Origin of the sequence: Staphylococcus pasteuri (assembly GCF_030547725.1) — a bacterium.
Lineage (GTDB): Bacteria > Bacillota > Bacilli > Staphylococcales > Staphylococcaceae > Staphylococcus > Staphylococcus pasteuri.
Genome location: NZ_JAUOQO010000003.1, coordinates 195573 through 212421 on the forward strand (window position 1 = coordinate 195573; position 16849 = coordinate 212421).

The following is a 16849-nucleotide window of genomic DNA, read 5'->3' on the forward strand; positions in this document are numbered from 1 at the left end:
CGAATTGAGTCATCGTTATATACCATTAACTGATCAAGATAAGCAAGAAATGTTAGACACTATAGGTGCAAAATCAATTGATGAATTATTTGGAGACGTTCCTTCAGATATTTTATTAAATAGAGATTTAGGCATTGGAGAGAGTGAATCTGAAACAACTTTATTAAAACGTTTAAATAAAGTTGCTAGTAAAAACGTTACAAAAGAAACTCACGCATCTTATCTTGGTGCTGGCGTGTACGACCACTATGCACCTTCTGTTGTAGATGCAATGATTTCTAGATCAGAATTTTATACTGCTTACACACCATATCAACCAGAAATTTCACAAGGCGAACTACAAGCTATTTTCGAATTTCAAACATTAATTTGTGAATTAACTAATATGGATGTAGCAAACTCTTCTATGTATGATGGTATGACTAGTTTTGCTGAAGCATGTATTTTAGCTTATAGTCACACTAAAAAGAATAAAATTGTTGTATCAAAAGGATTACATTATCAAGCATTACAAGTATTAAATACGTATGCTAAAACACGTCAAGAATTTGAAGTCGTAGAAGTAGATTTAGATGGTACTATAACTGATTTAGAAAAACTAGAACAAGCAGTTGACGATGATACTGCAGCAGTAGCTGTACAATATCCAAATTTCTTTGGTTCAATAGAAGACTTAGAGAAAATTCAAAGCTTTATAGAAGATAAAAAAGCATTATTTATTGTTTATGCAAATCCTTTAGCATTAGGTTTATTAACACCTCCTGGATCATTCGGTGCTGATATAGTAGTTGGAGATACACAACCATTTGGTATTCCATCTCAATTCGGTGGACCACATTGTGGTTACTTCGCTACTACTAAAAAGCTAATGCGTAAAGTACCAGGTAGATTAGTTGGTCAAACCCAAGATGATGAAGGAAACAGAGGTTTTGTATTAACTTTACAAGCACGTGAACAACATATTCGTCGTGATAAAGCAACTTCAAATATTTGTTCTAACCAAGCGTTAAATGCTCTAGCTTCATCTATTGCAATGTCAGCTTTAGGTAAACAAGGTATATATGATATAGCTGTACAAAACTTTGAACATGCTAACTATGCTAAACAATCATTTAAAGACGCTGGATTTAATGTTTTAGAAGGTACTTCATTCAATGAATTCGTAGTAGAATTTAATAAACCAATTACCGAAGTTAATAAAGCTTTAGCTGAGGAAGACATTATTGGTGGCTTTGACTTGAGTGTAGTTTCAAGTGAATTCAATAACCATATGCTAATTGCAGTTACTGAATTAAGAACTAAAGAAGAAATCGATACATTTGTTAAGAAAGCTGGTGAAATTAATGGTAAGTAAATCAAGTCCACTTATTTTTGAAAGATCTAAAGAGGGTAGATATGCCTATTCTTTACCGCAAAGCGAAATTAACAACAATTCATTTGAATCGATTTTAGATGATAAATTTATTAGAAAAGATAAAGCTGAATTCCCTGAAGTAGCTGAATTAGATTTAGTACGTCACTATACAGAGTTATCTAACAAAAACTTCGGTGTCGACACCGGTTTTTATCCGTTAGGCTCATGTACTATGAAATACAATCCTAAAATTAATGAAAAGGTAGCAAGAATTCCTGGTTTCAGTGAAGCACACCCACTTCAAGATGAAAACCAAATCCAAGGATCTCTTGAAATTATTTATAGTTTACAAGAAGAAATTAAAGAAATTACAGGTATGGATGAAGTTACGCTTCAACCAGCTGCAGGGGCACATGGTGAGTGGACTGCATTAATGATTTTCAAAGCTTACCACCAAAATAATGGTGAAGGTCATCGTGATGAAGTTATCGTTCCTGACTCAGCTCACGGAACAAACCCTGCGTCAGCATCATTTGCTGGGTTCAAATCAGTTACCGTAAAATCAAACGAACGTGGAGAAGTCGATATTGAAGACTTAAAACGTGTTGTAAATGAAAATACAGCAGCGATCATGTTAACGAATCCTAATACATTAGGTATTTTTGAAAAAAATATTATGGAAATTAGAGAAATTGTCCATGAAGCTGGTGGTTTATTATACTATGATGGCGCTAACTTAAATGCTATTATGGATAAAGTTCGCCCAGGAGACATGGGATTTGATGCAGTTCATTTAAATCTTCATAAAACATTTACTGGTCCACATGGTGGCGGTGGCCCTGGTTCTGGACCTGTGGGAGTTGTAAAAGAATTAGCAAGTTATTTACCAAAACCAATGGTAATTAAAGAAAATGACTATTATAAATATGATAATGATATCAAAAACTCTATTGGACGAGTTAAACCATTCTACGGTAACTTTGGTATTTATCTAAGAGCTTATACTTATATTAGAACAATGGGTGCAAAAGGCCTTAAAGAAGTTTCAGAAGCTGCGGTATTAAATGCTAACTACTTAAAAGCACGCTTAAATGATCATTTTGAGATTCCATATCAACAATATTGTAAACACGAATTTGTGTTAAGTGGTATTAAACAAAAACAATATGGTGTTAGAACATTAGATATGGCTAAAAGATTATTAGACTTCGGTGTACATCCGCCAACAATTTACTTCCCATTAAATGTGGAAGAAGGTATGATGATTGAACCTACAGAAACTGAATCTAAAGAGACATTAGATCATTTTGCAGATACTTTAATCCAAATTGCTAATGAAGCTAAAGACGATCCAGATAAAGTTCTTGAAGCCCCTCATACTACAATAATAGACAGATTAGATGAAACAACAGCTGCAAGAAAACCAATTCTTAAATTTGAAAATCTACATGCTGAAAAATAATAATTTTTATAGAGCCCGTTAGTGTATCATTCCAGTACACTAACGGGCTCTTTTTACATAAAAAAGAGTAAAGATAATGCGACTTTATATAAGTCACATTATCTTTACTCCGAAATCATTTAATATTTTCATAAAAATATCAAATGACTATTTTTTGGACTTAATTTTACCAGTCCATTTTTTATAGCCGCCTTTAAGCATATAAATATCATTATAGCCATTTTTTCTTAACATACGAGCAGCACGATAGCTTGCTATACCGTTCGCATCACAAAGATATATAGGTTGATCTTTTCTTAAACCTTGGAATCTTTGTTTAAACATAGTAATTGGAATATTTCGAGCACCGTTAATGTGACCATAATCATAATCAACTTTTTCTCTCACATCAACTACTTGTGCTTTACGTAAACCTTTATGAAATTCATTTTGGTCTAATTCTTTAACAGCTCGTTTATTAAGAATTTGTTGAACGACCATATAACCAATTATTATTATTAAAATAATAATTGCAATATACAAAGAGATACTCATGTTGCATCCTCCCTAATTTACCGATATTATAATTATAAGACTGTTAGAACAAATTATCAAAATATTTTTATACATTTACAGATGTTTTAATAATTTATTCGTAATTATAGGGCTATAATCAAATTTGTTACTAAAGCAATTATTAATGGGGGATTTAATCATGACAGAAACATGGAATTTTATTAACACTGGTAGTAAAGATCCATATTATAATATGGCAATGGATGAAGCACTACTTAATTTCGTTTCTAGGGGGGAAATTGATCCGGTCATACGGTTTTATACATGGAATCCTGCGACACTATCAATAGGTTACTTCCAACGATTAAAAAAAGAAATAGATATTGAAAAGGTAAAAGAAAAAGGCTATGGACTAGTGAGACGACAAACTGGAGGAAGAGGTGTGTTACACGACAAAGAACTAACTTACAGTGTTATTGTTCCTGAATCACATCCTAAAATGCCTACAACTGTAACTGAAGCCTATAGAGTTATTTCTCAAGGATTATTAGAAGGATTTAAAAATTTAGGTTTTGAAACTTATTTTGCTGTTCCTCGTTCCAAAGAAGAAAGAGAAAAATTAAAACAACCACGTAGTTCAGTTTGCTTCGATGCACCTAGTTGGTATGAACTCGTTGTTGAAGGTCGTAAAATTGCTGGAAGTGCACAAACACGACAAAAAGGCGTGATTCTACAACATGGATCTATTTTACAAGACATTGATGTAGACGAACTTTTTGACTTATTTATTTTTAAACATGATCGATTAAAAAACAAAATGAAAGAAGCATTTGTAGATAAAGCGGTAGCGATTAACGACATCTCAGAAAAGCACATAACCCTAAATGAAATGGAAGATGCATTTAAAGAAGGTTTTAAAGAAGGTTTACAAATTGAATTTAAACCATTAACACTTACAGATGAACAAATGAACGAAGTTAAAGAACTAGAAGAAAAATTCCGTTCAGATGAATGGACATATAGAAAGTAATATAATCAATAATAAAGCAGTAGTCATCATCAAATTAATGATATCAATGACTACTGCTTATTTTTATTACTATTTATTTCTTTTACGATATTTTCTTGCATCTCGTTTATACTTTCTTTGATCTTCTGTTAAAAAGAAAAAGTAGTATATTAGATAAATAATTAACACTAAAACTGCGAAACTAATTAACATTTTAACGATTGAAAACAAAAATACGTCTAAATTCATTATCAAACCAAATGCTGCAATCGCTATAACGATATAAAACATTATATTTTTCATTTAAATCCACCTAATTCTAATTAACTTCACTTTGTACACTAGCTAATTTTTTCTGTCCTTTATTAATTTTCTTTTTATTTTTTTCTTGATAACCTTGTTCGATGTCACTAAAGGCTGAAGTTATATTTTTATTTATCTTATTAATACTTTTTTTCGTTGATTTATCTTCACTTGTCATTGAGTCTTCATCTATATCAGATTTATATGTACTATAAGCATCGTTTAAATCAGATGTAATTGTTGATAATTTCTTTTGGATAGAGTTACTTCCTTTATTTTTAGTCACATCCGCATCTATGTCATTATACTTCTCTATAGATTTTGCAACTTTATTATAATAAGAAGAGCTTGCATTTAAATTCTTTTCTTTTTTCTTATTAGTAGCTGTTTGCTTACTATTTTCTTTATCTTTTTGTAATCCTGCAATTTTAGATTTTTGATCGCTAATATCTTGATTTAATTGCTGAATATCTAATTTTAATTGATGATTGTCATCTCTAAGTTTTGTAGTTTTATCTTCTAGTGGTGCAAGATTTTGACTACCACAACCAGCTAATAAGCAAGATGCGCCAATCACGATTATATATTTCTTCATGATTATCTCCCTAAACTAAAAACTATTATATTATTTATTGATTATGCTATCATTTTAATGTATTCAAATAAAATGTACAAACGTTATACTAATTATGGAGGTATTATATGAATAAATTAGAGCAAGTTCAACAATTATTAAAATCTAAAAAACTAGATGCAATTGTCATCCTTTCAGATTACAACAGAAGATATTTATCAGAATTTACTGGTACAAGTGGGGCATTGATTATTTCATCAAACCACAAATATTTAGTTACAGATTTTAGATATACAGAACAAGCTAAAAAACAAGCTACTGAGTTTGAAATTGTAAATAGAAAAAATGATATGATTTCCGAAATCAAATCTATTCTTGAAAAAGAAAAATTAGAAAATGTAGGTTTTGAAGGTCATGAGGTGAGTTATGATACGTACCTCGAATTAAATAAAGGTATGATTACATTAATCAGTATTTCTGATGCAATTGAAAAAATTAGAGAAGTAAAATCAGAAGAAGAAATTGATATAATTAAAAAAGCTGCACAAATCGTTGACGAAACATATGACTATATATTAACAGTTGTAAAAGCTGGTATGTCAGAACGTGAAGTCAAAGCTGCCTTAGAAAGTAAAATGTTACAATTAGGAGCAGATGGTCCTTCTTTTGATACGATTGTAGCATCAGGTTATCGAGGCGCTTTACCTCATGGTGTGGCAAGTGATAAAATTATTGAGCAAGGCGATATGATCACATTGGATTTTGGCGCATATTACAAAGGTTATTGTTCTGATATAACAAGAACATTTGCGATAGGTGAACCAGATCCAAAAATGAAAGAAATTTATGATATAGTATTAAAAGCACAAATAAAAGCTATCGATGAAATTAAACCGGGCTTAACTGTTAAAGAAGCAGATGCATTATCCCGTAATTACATTGAAGCAAAAGGATATGGTGAGCATTTTGGCCATTCATTAGGTCACGGTATTGGTTTAGACATACACGAAGGACCATTGCTTTCACGAAAAGCATCTGGACATCTTCAAGTTAATAATTGCGTTACGATTGAACCAGGTATTTATGTTGATGGATTAGGTGGCGTTAGAATTGAAGATGATATTTTAATTACAGAAAATGGTTGTGAAGTCTTTACTAAATGCACAAAAGACCTTATTATTTTAGAATAAGCATGTATATTGAGGAGGAAACTGAATGATTTCAGTAAATGATTTTAAAACAGGTTTAACAATATCAGTAGATAATGGTATTTGGAAAGTAATTGATTTCCAACATGTAAAACCAGGAAAAGGATCTGCATTCGTTCGTTCTAAATTACGTAATTTAAGAACTGGTGCTATTCAAGAAAAAACATTTAGAGCAGGCGAAAAAGTTGAACAAGCTATGATTGAAAATCGTCGTATGCAATACCTATATGCAGATGGTGATAATCATGTATTCATGGATAATGAAACATTCGATCAAACAGAATTACCAGGCGATTATCTAAAAGATGAATTAAATTATTTAAAAGCTAATATGGAAGTTCAAATTCAATCTTATGATGGAGAAGTAATTGGACTTGAATTACCAAAAACTGTTGAATTAGAAGTTACTGAAACTGAACCAGGTATTAAAGGTGATACTGCAACTGGTGCTACAAAATCAGCTACAGTTGAAACTGGTTATACATTGAACGTACCTTTATTCGTTAACGAAGGTGACATTCTAGTAATTAATACTGGAGACGGAAGTTACATTTCAAGAGGATAGTCATCAAATTGATGTTCTTCAACACTCATAACTGTCAGAAATGATAGTTGTGAGTGTTTTTTTGCATTTTAATTAACTAAAATATTATATTGTAGGCTTGATAATTTTATAAGTATACAATATAATTGTATAAAAATACGAAAAGAGGTTTAAGTATGCGTATTAGTATTGTGGGGATTACTGGTTATTCTGGATTAGAATTAGTGCGACTTATCCATTCGCATAACCACTTAGAAGTTGTTTCTATACATGCGACTCAATCTACTGGCACTAAACTATCTGAAATCTATCCACATTTAAAAGGTATCTGTGACTTAGTAATTAAACCATTTGATGCTCGTTACATAATGAAACATGCAGATTTAGTAGTATTTGCCACACCTAGCGGAATAGCAAGTCAATTATCTTCATACTTTATTAATTATAAATTTCCAGTCGTTGATATATCCGGAGATCATAGACTGCCTCCTGATGATTACCAATTATGGTACAAGAAAGAAGCAGTTTCATTAGATATACAAGAACAATTTACATATAGTCTTCCTGAATTTTCTAATATAAAAAACCAAAAATTCATTTCAAACCCAGGTTGTTACGCAACAGCAGTAGAACTTGCACTTATACCACTAGTAAAAGATAAATTAATTCAGTTAGATTCAATCATCGTTGACGCAAAGAGTGGATTATCTGGAGCAGGTAAAAACCCAACCACTACTAGTCATTTTGTAAATATAAACAATAATTATATTACATATAAATTGAATGAACATCAGCATATACCAGAAATTCTACAAATGCTAAAAAAGTACGATAAAAATTTACAGAATATTCAATTTTCTACATCATTAATACCTGTTAATAGAGGAATTATTTCTACTATATATTGCAAGTTAAATAGCGACATTCATCCAAGTAAAATTAAACTTAGTTATGACTCAGCATATAAAGATAAGTATTTTATACGTATAGTGAATAACATGCCTCAATTGACAGATGTGATTGGTTCAAATTTTGTAAATATTGGTTTTAAATATAAAAAATCTATGAATATTTTAACAATTATGGTGGCGTTAGATAATTTAATCAAAGGCGCTTCTGGACAAGCCCTTCAAAATATTAATCTTATGTATGGTTTTGATGAAACAGAAGGCCTTCGCACTTTACCATCAATAGTATAGTAAGGAGTAACAACATGATAGAAATCACAGGAAACATAGCAAGTCCTATTGGTTATACCGCAGATGGTATTCATTCAGGCATAAAAAAGAAAAACTTAGATTTAGGATGGATTGTGTCTGAAATACCCGCAAGTGTTGCATATGTACAAACAACTAATAAAGTTAAAGCCGCTCCCTTAATTTTAAATAATGAAACTATTCAGGCAAATGGTAAAGTACAAGCTATTATTGTTAATTCTGGTATTGCAAATGCATTTACTGGCTCTCAAGGTATGGAAGATGCTGTCTCAATGCAACAACTCACTGCTAATGCACTGAACATTAATCAAAATCTAGTAACTGTCGCATCTACAGGTGTCATTGGTAAACACTTGCCAATGGATATCATCGACAATGGGATTAGACGGTTAAATAAAAATGGTAACGCTCATCACTTTGCAAAAGCTATATTAACTACTGATTTAACTACTAAAACTTGTGTAATCACTGAAACAATTTATCAACAGAAAATAACTATGGCAGGTGTCGCAAAAGGATCAGGTATGATACATCCAAATATGGCTACGATGTTAGCGTTTATCACTTGTGATGCCAATATATCAACTGAAACATTACAGCTGGCATTACAAACTAATGTCAATAAAACGTTCAATCAAATCACAATAGATGGAGACACATCAACTAATGATTTAGTACTTGTATTATCAAATGGCTTAGCACGTAATCAGGAAATTTTACCGAACACGGAGGAATACATAACGTTTTGCAATATGTTAGAGCACGTCATGCGAAATCTTGCTATGAAAATCGCTAAAGATGGAGAAGGTGCAACCAAACTAATAGAAGTTAAAGTAATGGGAATGCCTACAGAAACATCTGCTAGAATGATTGCTAAAACAGTAGTGGGGTCTAGTTTGGTTAAATCAGCAATTTTTGGAGAAGACCCGAATTGGGGACGTATTCTTGCCTCTATAGGCTATACAAAGACAAACTTTGATGTAACAAATATAGACATTGCTATTGAAGATATACTTGTTATGACTCATTCAACTCCTGAAGCTTTTGATAAACAACAAATGCAACATCTATTAAAAAAAGATCATATTAAAATTTCTATCAATATGCATCAAGGAAATCAAAATGGAACTGCTTGGGGATGTGACCTAACTTATGACTATGTAAAAATAAACGCTTTATATACAACTTAGAGGTAATAATATGAATAAAATTATAGTAATAAAAATGGGCGGTATTGCAACAAAAAACATTACACCTGAAACAATTCAACAATTAAAAATTTGGATTAAACAACGATATAAAATTATTATCGTACATGGCGGAGGAAAAGTGATTGAAGAATTATTAATCAATGCTGGCCATACTACAATAAAAAAAGATGGTCTTAGAATAACATCACAATCAGATCTTCCTATAATAAAAGAAGCACTTTTCAATCATGTCGGGGCACAATTAACTGCATATTTAAAGAAGCAAAACATAGCAGTCAATCACTTAAAAGAAAAGCAACTCTCTTTTATACAAGCAGAGTATTTGAATTATAAAATATATGGTTCTGTAGGTACATCTATACAAATTAATCCAAATTATATTAACGATCTTTTAAATAAAAATAATATCCCAGTATTAGCATCATTAGGAACTCATATAAATGGTGAATTAATCAACATTAATGCGGACCATTTAGCAACTGCCATAGCTATTTCACTAAAAGCACAAAAATTGATTCTAATGACAGATGTAAAAGGTGTCTTAGAAAACGGAAAACTTATCAATCGATTACATATAAATGAGGTACAAACTAAAATAAAAGAAAACATTATTACTGGTGGAATGATACCTAAGATTGAAAGTGCTGTTGATACAGTAAAATCAGGGGTCAAGAAAGTTATCATAGGTGACAACTTGTTAACAGGGACAGTCATAGAGGGGAACATCTAATGAGTTATTTATTTCAAAATTATAAACGATCAAATATTGAATTCGTAAAAGCACAGGGCAATGAACTAATCGATAAAAATGGTAATAAATATCTCGATTTTTCATCAGGAATTGGTGTTACAAACTTAGGATTTCATCCACTACTTATTGATGCATTACAACAGCAAATTAACCTTATTTGGCACACGCCTAATTTATACATAAATACATTACAAGAAGAAGTTGCAAAATCGTTAGTAGATGATCAAGACTATTGTGTTTACTTTTGTAATAGTGGTGCCGAAGCAAATGAAGCAGCCATTAAATTAGCACGAAAATTCACTAGTAAACAATCTATAATTTGCTTTGAACAATCATTTCACGGTAGGACTTATGGTGCAATGTCAGCGACAGGACAATCTAAAATTAAATATGGATTTGGTGATGGTGTTCCACATTTTTCGTTTGCCAAATTCAATGATATTGAAAGTGTTAAATCATTAATTTCTAGTGATACTGCAGCAATTATGCTCGAATTAATTCAAGGTGAATCAGGTATACATCTGGCGCAATCAACATTTATTAATCAATTAAATCAGTTATGCAAAGACAACAACATATTATTGATAATAGATGAAATTCAAACTGGAATAGGTCGCACTGGAACGCTATTTGCATATGAACAGTATGGTATTCAACCTGATATTATTACATCTGCTAAAGGGCTAGCAAATGGTATACCGTGTGGTGCTATGATAGGACATCGTCGTTTGAGCCATGCCTTTGATTATGGTAGTCATGGATCTACATTTGGCGGAAATAAATTAGCAATGACAGTGGCTAAAGAAACCCTCTCAATTTTGAATGATAAAGAATTTTTAGATCAAATTAGTTTAAAAGGTAAAATTTTACTTACTAAATTAAAGAAACAATTAAATGATAATACAAATGTAATAGACATCCGTGGTAAAGGATTAATGATTGGTATTGAAACAACATTAAATATAGAACAATTAGTTAACGAAGCTCGTCGCCGAGGATTAATTGTTTTACCAGCAGGCAAAAATGTTATTCGATTACTACCTCCACTTACTATTACTTCACAACAAATTGATAAAGCAATAAGCATTTTAAATCAAATTTTCAATAAAAAATATTAAACAAACACATTAACGTGAAAGCAATCAACATACGATCTTTCACGTTTTTTATGTTTTACAAATGACTATATACGATTAATCTATTTATATTACTTATCAATTTAATCGTTGATATATCGCTCTCAATTTAAAATGAAATTAGAGGATATCTTCTCATGCTTGAATTGAGCGGTTTACTCAAGTAAAATAGACGGGTAGATGAAAACAAACTGAAGGAGTCAGTAATAATTATGAACTTTAAAGAAATAAAAGAATTAATTGAGATTCTTGATCAATCAAACTTAACTGAAATTAACATTGAAGATAACAAAGGTAGCGTAGTTAACTTAAAAAAACAAAAAGAAACTGAAATTATAACGCCACAAGTAGCACAAGCGCCTGCTCAATCAATAGCACAACCTCAACATGCTACTCAACCAGTGCAACAACCTAGTGAAGATAATCAAACTCAAGAAACAGCTTCAGATAATTACGAAACAATTAACGCACCAATGGTTGGAACGTTTTATAAATCACCTTCTCCAGAAGAGGGTGCATATGTACAAGTTGGAGATAAAGTTTCCAACGATACAACTGTTTGTATCTTAGAAGCAATGAAGTTATTTAATGAAATTCAAGCTGAAATTTCAGGAGAAATAGTAGAAATATTAGTAGAAGACGGACAAATGGTAGAGTATGGCCAACCGTTATTTAAGGTGAAATAATGAAGAAAATACTCATCGCTAATCGTGGTGAAATTGCTGTAAGAATTATAAGAGCATGCCATGAGTTAGGTATTCAAACAGTTGCAGTCTATTCAGAAGGAGACAAAGACGCTTTACATACTCAAATTGCTGATGAAGCATACTGCGTCGGTCCAACCCTGTCTAAAGACTCATATTTAAACATTCCCAATATCCTATCAATTGCAACATCAACTGGTTGTGATGGCGTACATCCTGGCTATGGATTTTTAGCTGAAAATGCTGACTTTGCAGAATTATGTGAAGCATGTCAGCTAAAATTTATCGGACCTAGCTATGAATCAATCCAAAAAATGGGTATCAAAGACGTTGCGAAAGCAGAAATGATAAAAGCTAATGTACCTGTTGTACCTGGTAGTGAAGGCTTAGTTCATAATATCGATGATGCAAAGAAAGTCGCTAAGAAAATTGGTTACCCAGTCATTATTAAAGCTACTGCAGGTGGCGGCGGTAAAGGTATCCGTGTTGCTCGTGATGAGAAAGAACTTGAAACTGGATATAGAATGACACAACAAGAAGCGGAAACTGCATTTGGTAATGGCGGTTTATACTTAGAAAAGTTCATCGAAAACTTCCGTCATATTGAAATCCAAATTATTGGTGATAGTTTCGGAAATGTTATCCATTTAGGTGAAAGAGACTGCACAATTCAACGTCGTATGCAAAAATTAGTTGAAGAAGCACCATCACCTATATTATCTGAAGAAACACGCCAAGAAATGGGTAATGCAGCTATTAGAGCAGCTAAAGCTGTAAACTATGAAAACGCAGGTACAATCGAATTTATATATGACTTAAATGATGATAAATTCTACTTTATGGAAATGAATACACGTATCCAAGTTGAACACCCAGTAACTGAAATGGTAACAGGTGTTGATTTAGTTAAATTACAATTAAAAGTTGCAATGGGTGAAGCATTACCATTCAAACAAAAAGACATCAAAATTAATGGTCATGCTATTGAATTTAGAATAAATGCTGAAAATCCATATAAAGATTTTATGCCTTCTCCAGGTAAAATTACTCAGTATTTAGCACCGGGTGGATTCGGAGTAAGAATCGAGTCTGCATGTTATACTAATTATACAATTCCACCTTATTACGATTCTATGGTAGCGAAATTAATCGTTCATGAATCAACGCGCGATGAAGCTATCATGACAGGTATTAGAGCTTTAAGTGAGTATTTAGTTTTAGGAATAGATACGACAATACCTTTCCACCTAAGATTATTGAATAATGATGTATTCAGAAGTGGTGAATTTAATACGAAATTCCTTGAAAAATATAATATTATGGCTGATGACAAACAATAGGAGGTTAAAACAATGGTCAATGTTGCAGATTATTCTCATACAAATTTAGGCAAAATCGAAATTGCTCCAGAAGTTTTATCTGTTATTGCAAGTATTGCCACATCAGAAGTAGATGGCATTACAGGACATTTTGCAGAACTTAAAAATACTAACTTAGAAAAAATTAGTCGTAAAAATTTAAATAGAGATTTAAAAATAGATGCAAGAGAAGACGGTATTTATATTGATGTTTATTGTGCACTTAAGCATGGTATCAATATCTCCAAAACCGCAAATCAAATTCAAACTGCTATTTTTAATCAAATATCAACAATGGCAGCCATTGAACCACAACAAATTAATGTTCATATTACTCAAATAGTAATAGAAAAATAAATATTAACTTAAGATAGGTACTTGTTCAGAGATTTTAAAATTAAAATAATATTTCTCAACAGTACCTTGTCTTTTATAAAAACGTTTGAAGGAGTAATTTATGAGTCGTAAAGAATCAAGAGTCCAAGCTTTCCAAACTTTATTTCAATTAGAGATAAAAGATACAGATTTAACAATTAATGAAGCTATAAACTTTATCAAAGATGATTATCCAGATTTAGATTTCGATTTTATTCATTGGCTTGTAACTGGAGTTAAGGATCATGAACCTGTTTTAGATGAAAAAATAAAACCATACCTTAAAGATTGGTCACTTGAAAGATTACTAAAAACAGATCGTATCATCTTACGTATGGCAACATTTGAAATTTTGCATAGTGAAACTCCAGCAAAAGTAGTCATTAACGAAGCCGTAGAACTAGCTAAGCAATTTAGTGATGACGACCATTATAAATTTATCAATGGTGTATTAAGTAATATAAACTAATAAAATTGAGTGATAATTATGACTGATTACTTAACAGTTTCAACATTAACCAAATATATTAAATACAAATTTGATCAAGATCCACATTTACAATCAGTTCTAATCAAAGGCGAGTTATCCAATTTCAAAAAACATTCTAGCGGCCACTTATATTTTAATGTGAAAGATAAAGAAAGTGTCATAAGTGCAATGATGTTTAAAGGTAGTGCGTCAAAACTTAACTTCGAACCTAAAGAAGGCGACGAAGTTTTATTAGAAGCACGAGTCTCTGTTTATGAGCGTAGAGGTAACTATCAAATTTATGTTAATAAAATGCAGTTGGATGGAATAGGCAATTTATATCAAAAATTAGAAGAACTCAAAAAGAAACTTTCAAAAGAAGGTTATTTTGATAATAGTAATAAAAAATCTATTCCTAAATTCCCTAAGAAAATTGCGGTATTAACAGCAAGTACAGGAGCAGCTATTAGAGATATACATTCAACAATCAATAGTAGATATCCTATAGTTGAACAAGTACAAATAAGTACACTCGTACAGGGACAACAAGCAAAAGAAGACATTATAGAGAAAATTAAATATGCTGATAGTCTTGATGTTGATACAATTATAGTTGGTCGTGGCGGTGGTTCCATTGAAGATTTATGGAACTTCAATGAAGAAGAAGTTGTTAAAGCAATCTTCGAATGTGAAACACCTATTATTTCTGCAGTTGGACACGAAACAGATTTTACATTAAGTGATTTTGTAGCGGATGTACGCGCTGCAACGCCAACTCAAGCTGCTGTCATGGCAACGCCAGACCAGTATGAATTATTGCAACAAATCAAACAATATCAATTCACATTAACTAGACACATTAAACAATATGTCGAACAGCAAAAGAAACATCTTGAGCATTTGTCATCATATTATAAATTCAAACAACCATCTTTATTATATGATCAACAAATTCAAAAAAGAGACGATTTAGAAAAGCAATTAAAACAAAAATTAACGATTAAATTAGAACAACAACAACATCAACTCAATTTATTAAAGCAACGATTTAATCCTAAACACTTACAAACATCTATTATTAGAAATCAGCAACAAAATGATCAATTCAAATCTCGTCTGTCACAAAAGATGAATTATGATTTAACTCAATATAAAAAAGAACTTAAATCTAAGCTAGAACAACTTAATCAGTTAAGTCCAACAAATACGATGTTACGTGGTTACGCTATTGTTAATAAAGATGACAATGTTATAACTAGTACTAAAGATATGTCTGAAAATGATGACATAGTATTAACTATGAAAGATGGTCAAGTCGACGCCATTGTTAAGAAAGTAAGGTGTAATGATGAGTAAAGAAAAACAAAGCTTTGAAGAAATGATGCAAGAACTAGAAAGTATCGTACAAAAATTAGATAATGAAACCGTCTCATTAGAGGAATCTTTAGATTTATATCAAAGAGGAATGAAACTATCTACAGCGTGTGACTCAACATTAAAAGATGCCGAGAAAAAGGTAAACAAATTAATGCAAGAGGAAAACGAGGAGCAAGATAATGAAGAATCTACAAATGAATGATTTAATTAATGAGATTAATATCGCTCTAAAAGAAACTATTCCACAGTCGAATTTAAATACTGATTTAGAGGAAAGTATGCTTTATTCACTTAATGCAGGCGGCAAAAGACTCCGTCCAGTTCTCTTACTTCTTACATTAGATATGTTAGAGGTAGATTACCAAAAAGGAATGCAAACTGCTTTAGCATTAGAAATGATTCATACATATTCGCTTATTCATGATGATCTTCCAGCGATGGATAATGATGATTACCGTAGAGGTAAACTAACAAATCATAAAGTATTTGGCGAATGGAAAGCAATTTTAGCAGGTGACGCACTTTTAACAAAAGCTTTTGATCTAGTATCGAATGACACAAATATAAACGATACAACTAAAATCAAAGTCATCCAACGTTTAGCATATGCTAGCGGACATTTAGGCATGGTCGGTGGACAAACTCTTGATATGCAAAGTGAAGACAAAGCAATAGATTTATCAACTTTAGAAGCAATTCACCGAACAAAAACAGGTGCACTATTAACTTTTGCAATTATGAGTGCAGTAGATATTGCTCATACTGACGAACAAACTTCAGAAATGTTAAACGAATTTAGTGATCATTTAGGATTAATGTTCCAAATTAAAGATGATTTATTAGATATCTATGGTGACGAACAAAAATTAGGTAAAAAAGTTGGTAGTGATTTAGAAAATGATAAAAGTACTTATGTATCACTATTAAATAAAGACGGTGCAGAAGAAAAGTTAAATTATCATAAAAATGAAGCACTTAAATCTTTAGAAAATATTAATGATAAATATGATACTTCTAACTTAAAACAAATCGTAGAATTATTTTACAATCGAGATCACTAAACCATTTAGTACTTATAATAATTTTTCAATAAGAGGTTAACAGAAATTACATTCAATTTTTGTTAACCTTATTTTATGTTTTAATTAGAATCTCACTGTCGTTATACAATAAATATTCACTATATTTCTAAAATCCATATAATTAACTATTAATTAATTTATCTTCAGTTGTTATTACATCATTATCATCATGCCTATTGAACTTAATTTATAGTAGTATTTCGAATGGTGATGAGTAGTA

19 protein-coding genes are annotated in these 16849 nt (G+C 31.3%); 16 read left to right on the forward strand and 3 right to left on the reverse strand.

Going from position 1 to position 16849, the window contains the following annotated elements:
- Positions 1–4: 4 nt before the first annotated feature.
- Entirely contained in the window at positions 5–1354 is a 1350-nt protein-coding gene (gene gcvPA / locus Q4528_RS04590; RefSeq protein WP_046466728.1) for an aminomethyl-transferring glycine dehydrogenase subunit GcvPA, read from the forward strand.
- On the forward strand, positions 1344–2816 hold the full coding sequence (gene gcvPB / locus Q4528_RS04595) for an aminomethyl-transferring glycine dehydrogenase subunit GcvPB (RefSeq protein WP_046466727.1): 1473 nt from the start codon (positions 1344–1346) through the stop codon (positions 2814–2816). The genes gcvPA and gcvPB overlap by 11 nt, the downstream gene beginning before the upstream one ends.
- 147 nt (positions 2817–2963) lie before the next feature.
- Here gcvPB and Q4528_RS04600 read toward each other — a convergent pair whose 3' ends face one another.
- Positions 2964–3350, reverse strand: a complete 387-nt coding sequence (locus Q4528_RS04600; RefSeq protein ID WP_017636957.1) for a rhodanese-like domain-containing protein — start codon at positions 3348–3350, stop codon at positions 2964–2966.
- A gap of 160 nt (positions 3351–3510) precedes the next feature.
- Between Q4528_RS04600 and lipM the strand changes: the two genes are divergently transcribed.
- The gene (gene lipM / locus Q4528_RS04605; RefSeq protein ID WP_029055293.1) at positions 3511–4341 is read left to right on the forward strand and encodes an octanoyltransferase LipM; all 831 of its coding nucleotides are present in this window, start codon (positions 3511–3513) and stop codon (positions 4339–4341) included.
- A gap of 69 nt (positions 4342–4410) precedes the next feature.
- On the opposite strand, the gene Q4528_RS04610 is transcribed toward lipM, so the two are convergent.
- Both Q4528_RS04610 and Q4528_RS04615 read right to left on the reverse strand, forming a co-directional pair.
- The gene (locus Q4528_RS04610) at positions 4411–4623 is read right to left on the reverse strand and encodes an SA1362 family protein (protein WP_046466725.1); all 213 of its coding nucleotides are present in this window, start codon (positions 4621–4623) and stop codon (positions 4411–4413) included.
- Between the two features lie 16 nt (positions 4624–4639).
- A complete protein-coding gene (locus Q4528_RS04615; protein WP_029055295.1) occupies positions 4640–5218 on the reverse strand; it encodes a hypothetical protein in 579 nt (192 codons plus the stop codon).
- A 107-nt stretch (positions 5219–5325) separates the two neighbouring features.
- On the opposite strand from Q4528_RS04615, the gene Q4528_RS04620 reads away from it, so the two are divergent.
- The 13 genes from Q4528_RS04620 to Q4528_RS04680 all read left to right on the forward strand — a co-directional run bounded on the left by Q4528_RS04620 (position 5326) and on the right by Q4528_RS04680 (position 16608).
- Positions 5326–6387 carry a M24 family metallopeptidase gene (locus Q4528_RS04620; protein WP_046466723.1) on the forward strand — a complete coding sequence of 354 codons (1062 nt, stop codon included), beginning with the start codon at positions 5326–5328 and terminating at the stop codon, positions 6385–6387.
- A gap of 25 nt (positions 6388–6412) precedes the next feature.
- The gene (gene efp, locus Q4528_RS04625) at positions 6413–6970 is read left to right on the forward strand and encodes an elongation factor P (protein ID WP_017637912.1); all 558 of its coding nucleotides are present in this window, start codon (positions 6413–6415) and stop codon (positions 6968–6970) included.
- A 155-nt stretch (positions 6971–7125) separates the two neighbouring features.
- Positions 7126–8148, forward strand: coding sequence for an N-acetyl-gamma-glutamyl-phosphate reductase (argC, locus tag Q4528_RS04630; RefSeq protein ID WP_303520706.1), 1023 nt, complete (start codon positions 7126–7128; stop codon positions 8146–8148).
- 14 nt (positions 8149–8162) lie between these two features.
- Complete coding sequence (argJ, locus tag Q4528_RS04635; protein WP_303520708.1) at positions 8163–9356, forward strand: bifunctional glutamate N-acetyltransferase/amino-acid acetyltransferase ArgJ; 1194 nt, start codon at positions 8163–8165, stop codon at positions 9354–9356.
- A 10-nt stretch (positions 9357–9366) separates the two neighbouring features.
- A complete protein-coding gene (gene argB, locus Q4528_RS04640) occupies positions 9367–10107 on the forward strand; it encodes an acetylglutamate kinase (protein ID WP_046466721.1) in 741 nt (246 codons plus the stop codon).
- Positions 10107–11246 (forward strand): acetylornithine transaminase, encoded by a 1140-nt coding sequence (locus Q4528_RS04645; protein WP_046466720.1) that lies wholly within the window; start codon positions 10107–10109, stop codon positions 11244–11246. The genes argB and Q4528_RS04645 overlap by 1 nt, the downstream gene beginning before the upstream one ends.
- A 230-nt stretch (positions 11247–11476) precedes the next feature.
- Positions 11477–11950 carry an acetyl-CoA carboxylase biotin carboxyl carrier protein gene (gene accB, locus Q4528_RS04650; protein WP_017637917.1) on the forward strand — a complete coding sequence of 158 codons (474 nt, stop codon included), beginning with the start codon at positions 11477–11479 and terminating at the stop codon, positions 11948–11950.
- Positions 11950–13308, forward strand: a complete 1359-nt coding sequence (gene accC, locus Q4528_RS04655) for an acetyl-CoA carboxylase biotin carboxylase subunit (protein WP_017637918.1) — start codon at positions 11950–11952, stop codon at positions 13306–13308. Before accB ends, accC begins: the two co-directional genes overlap by 1 nt.
- A 12-nt stretch (positions 13309–13320) precedes the next feature.
- A complete protein-coding gene (locus Q4528_RS04660) occupies positions 13321–13683 on the forward strand; it encodes an Asp23/Gls24 family envelope stress response protein (RefSeq protein ID WP_017637919.1) in 363 nt (120 codons plus the stop codon).
- A 100-nt stretch (positions 13684–13783) separates the two neighbouring features.
- Positions 13784–14170, forward strand: coding sequence for a transcription antitermination factor NusB (gene nusB, locus Q4528_RS04665; protein WP_017637920.1), 387 nt, complete (start codon positions 13784–13786; stop codon positions 14168–14170).
- 18 nt (positions 14171–14188) lie between these two features.
- Positions 14189–15526, forward strand: a complete 1338-nt coding sequence (xseA, locus tag Q4528_RS04670; protein ID WP_029055299.1) for an exodeoxyribonuclease VII large subunit — start codon at positions 14189–14191, stop codon at positions 15524–15526.
- Positions 15519–15749 (forward strand): exodeoxyribonuclease VII small subunit, encoded by a 231-nt coding sequence (locus Q4528_RS04675; protein WP_017637922.1) that lies wholly within the window; start codon positions 15519–15521, stop codon positions 15747–15749. Before xseA ends, Q4528_RS04675 begins: the two co-directional genes overlap by 8 nt.
- Complete coding sequence (locus tag Q4528_RS04680) at positions 15727–16608, forward strand: polyprenyl synthetase family protein (protein ID WP_029055300.1); 882 nt, start codon at positions 15727–15729, stop codon at positions 16606–16608. Before Q4528_RS04675 ends, Q4528_RS04680 begins: the two co-directional genes overlap by 23 nt.
- Positions 16609–16849: the final 241 nt, after the last annotated feature.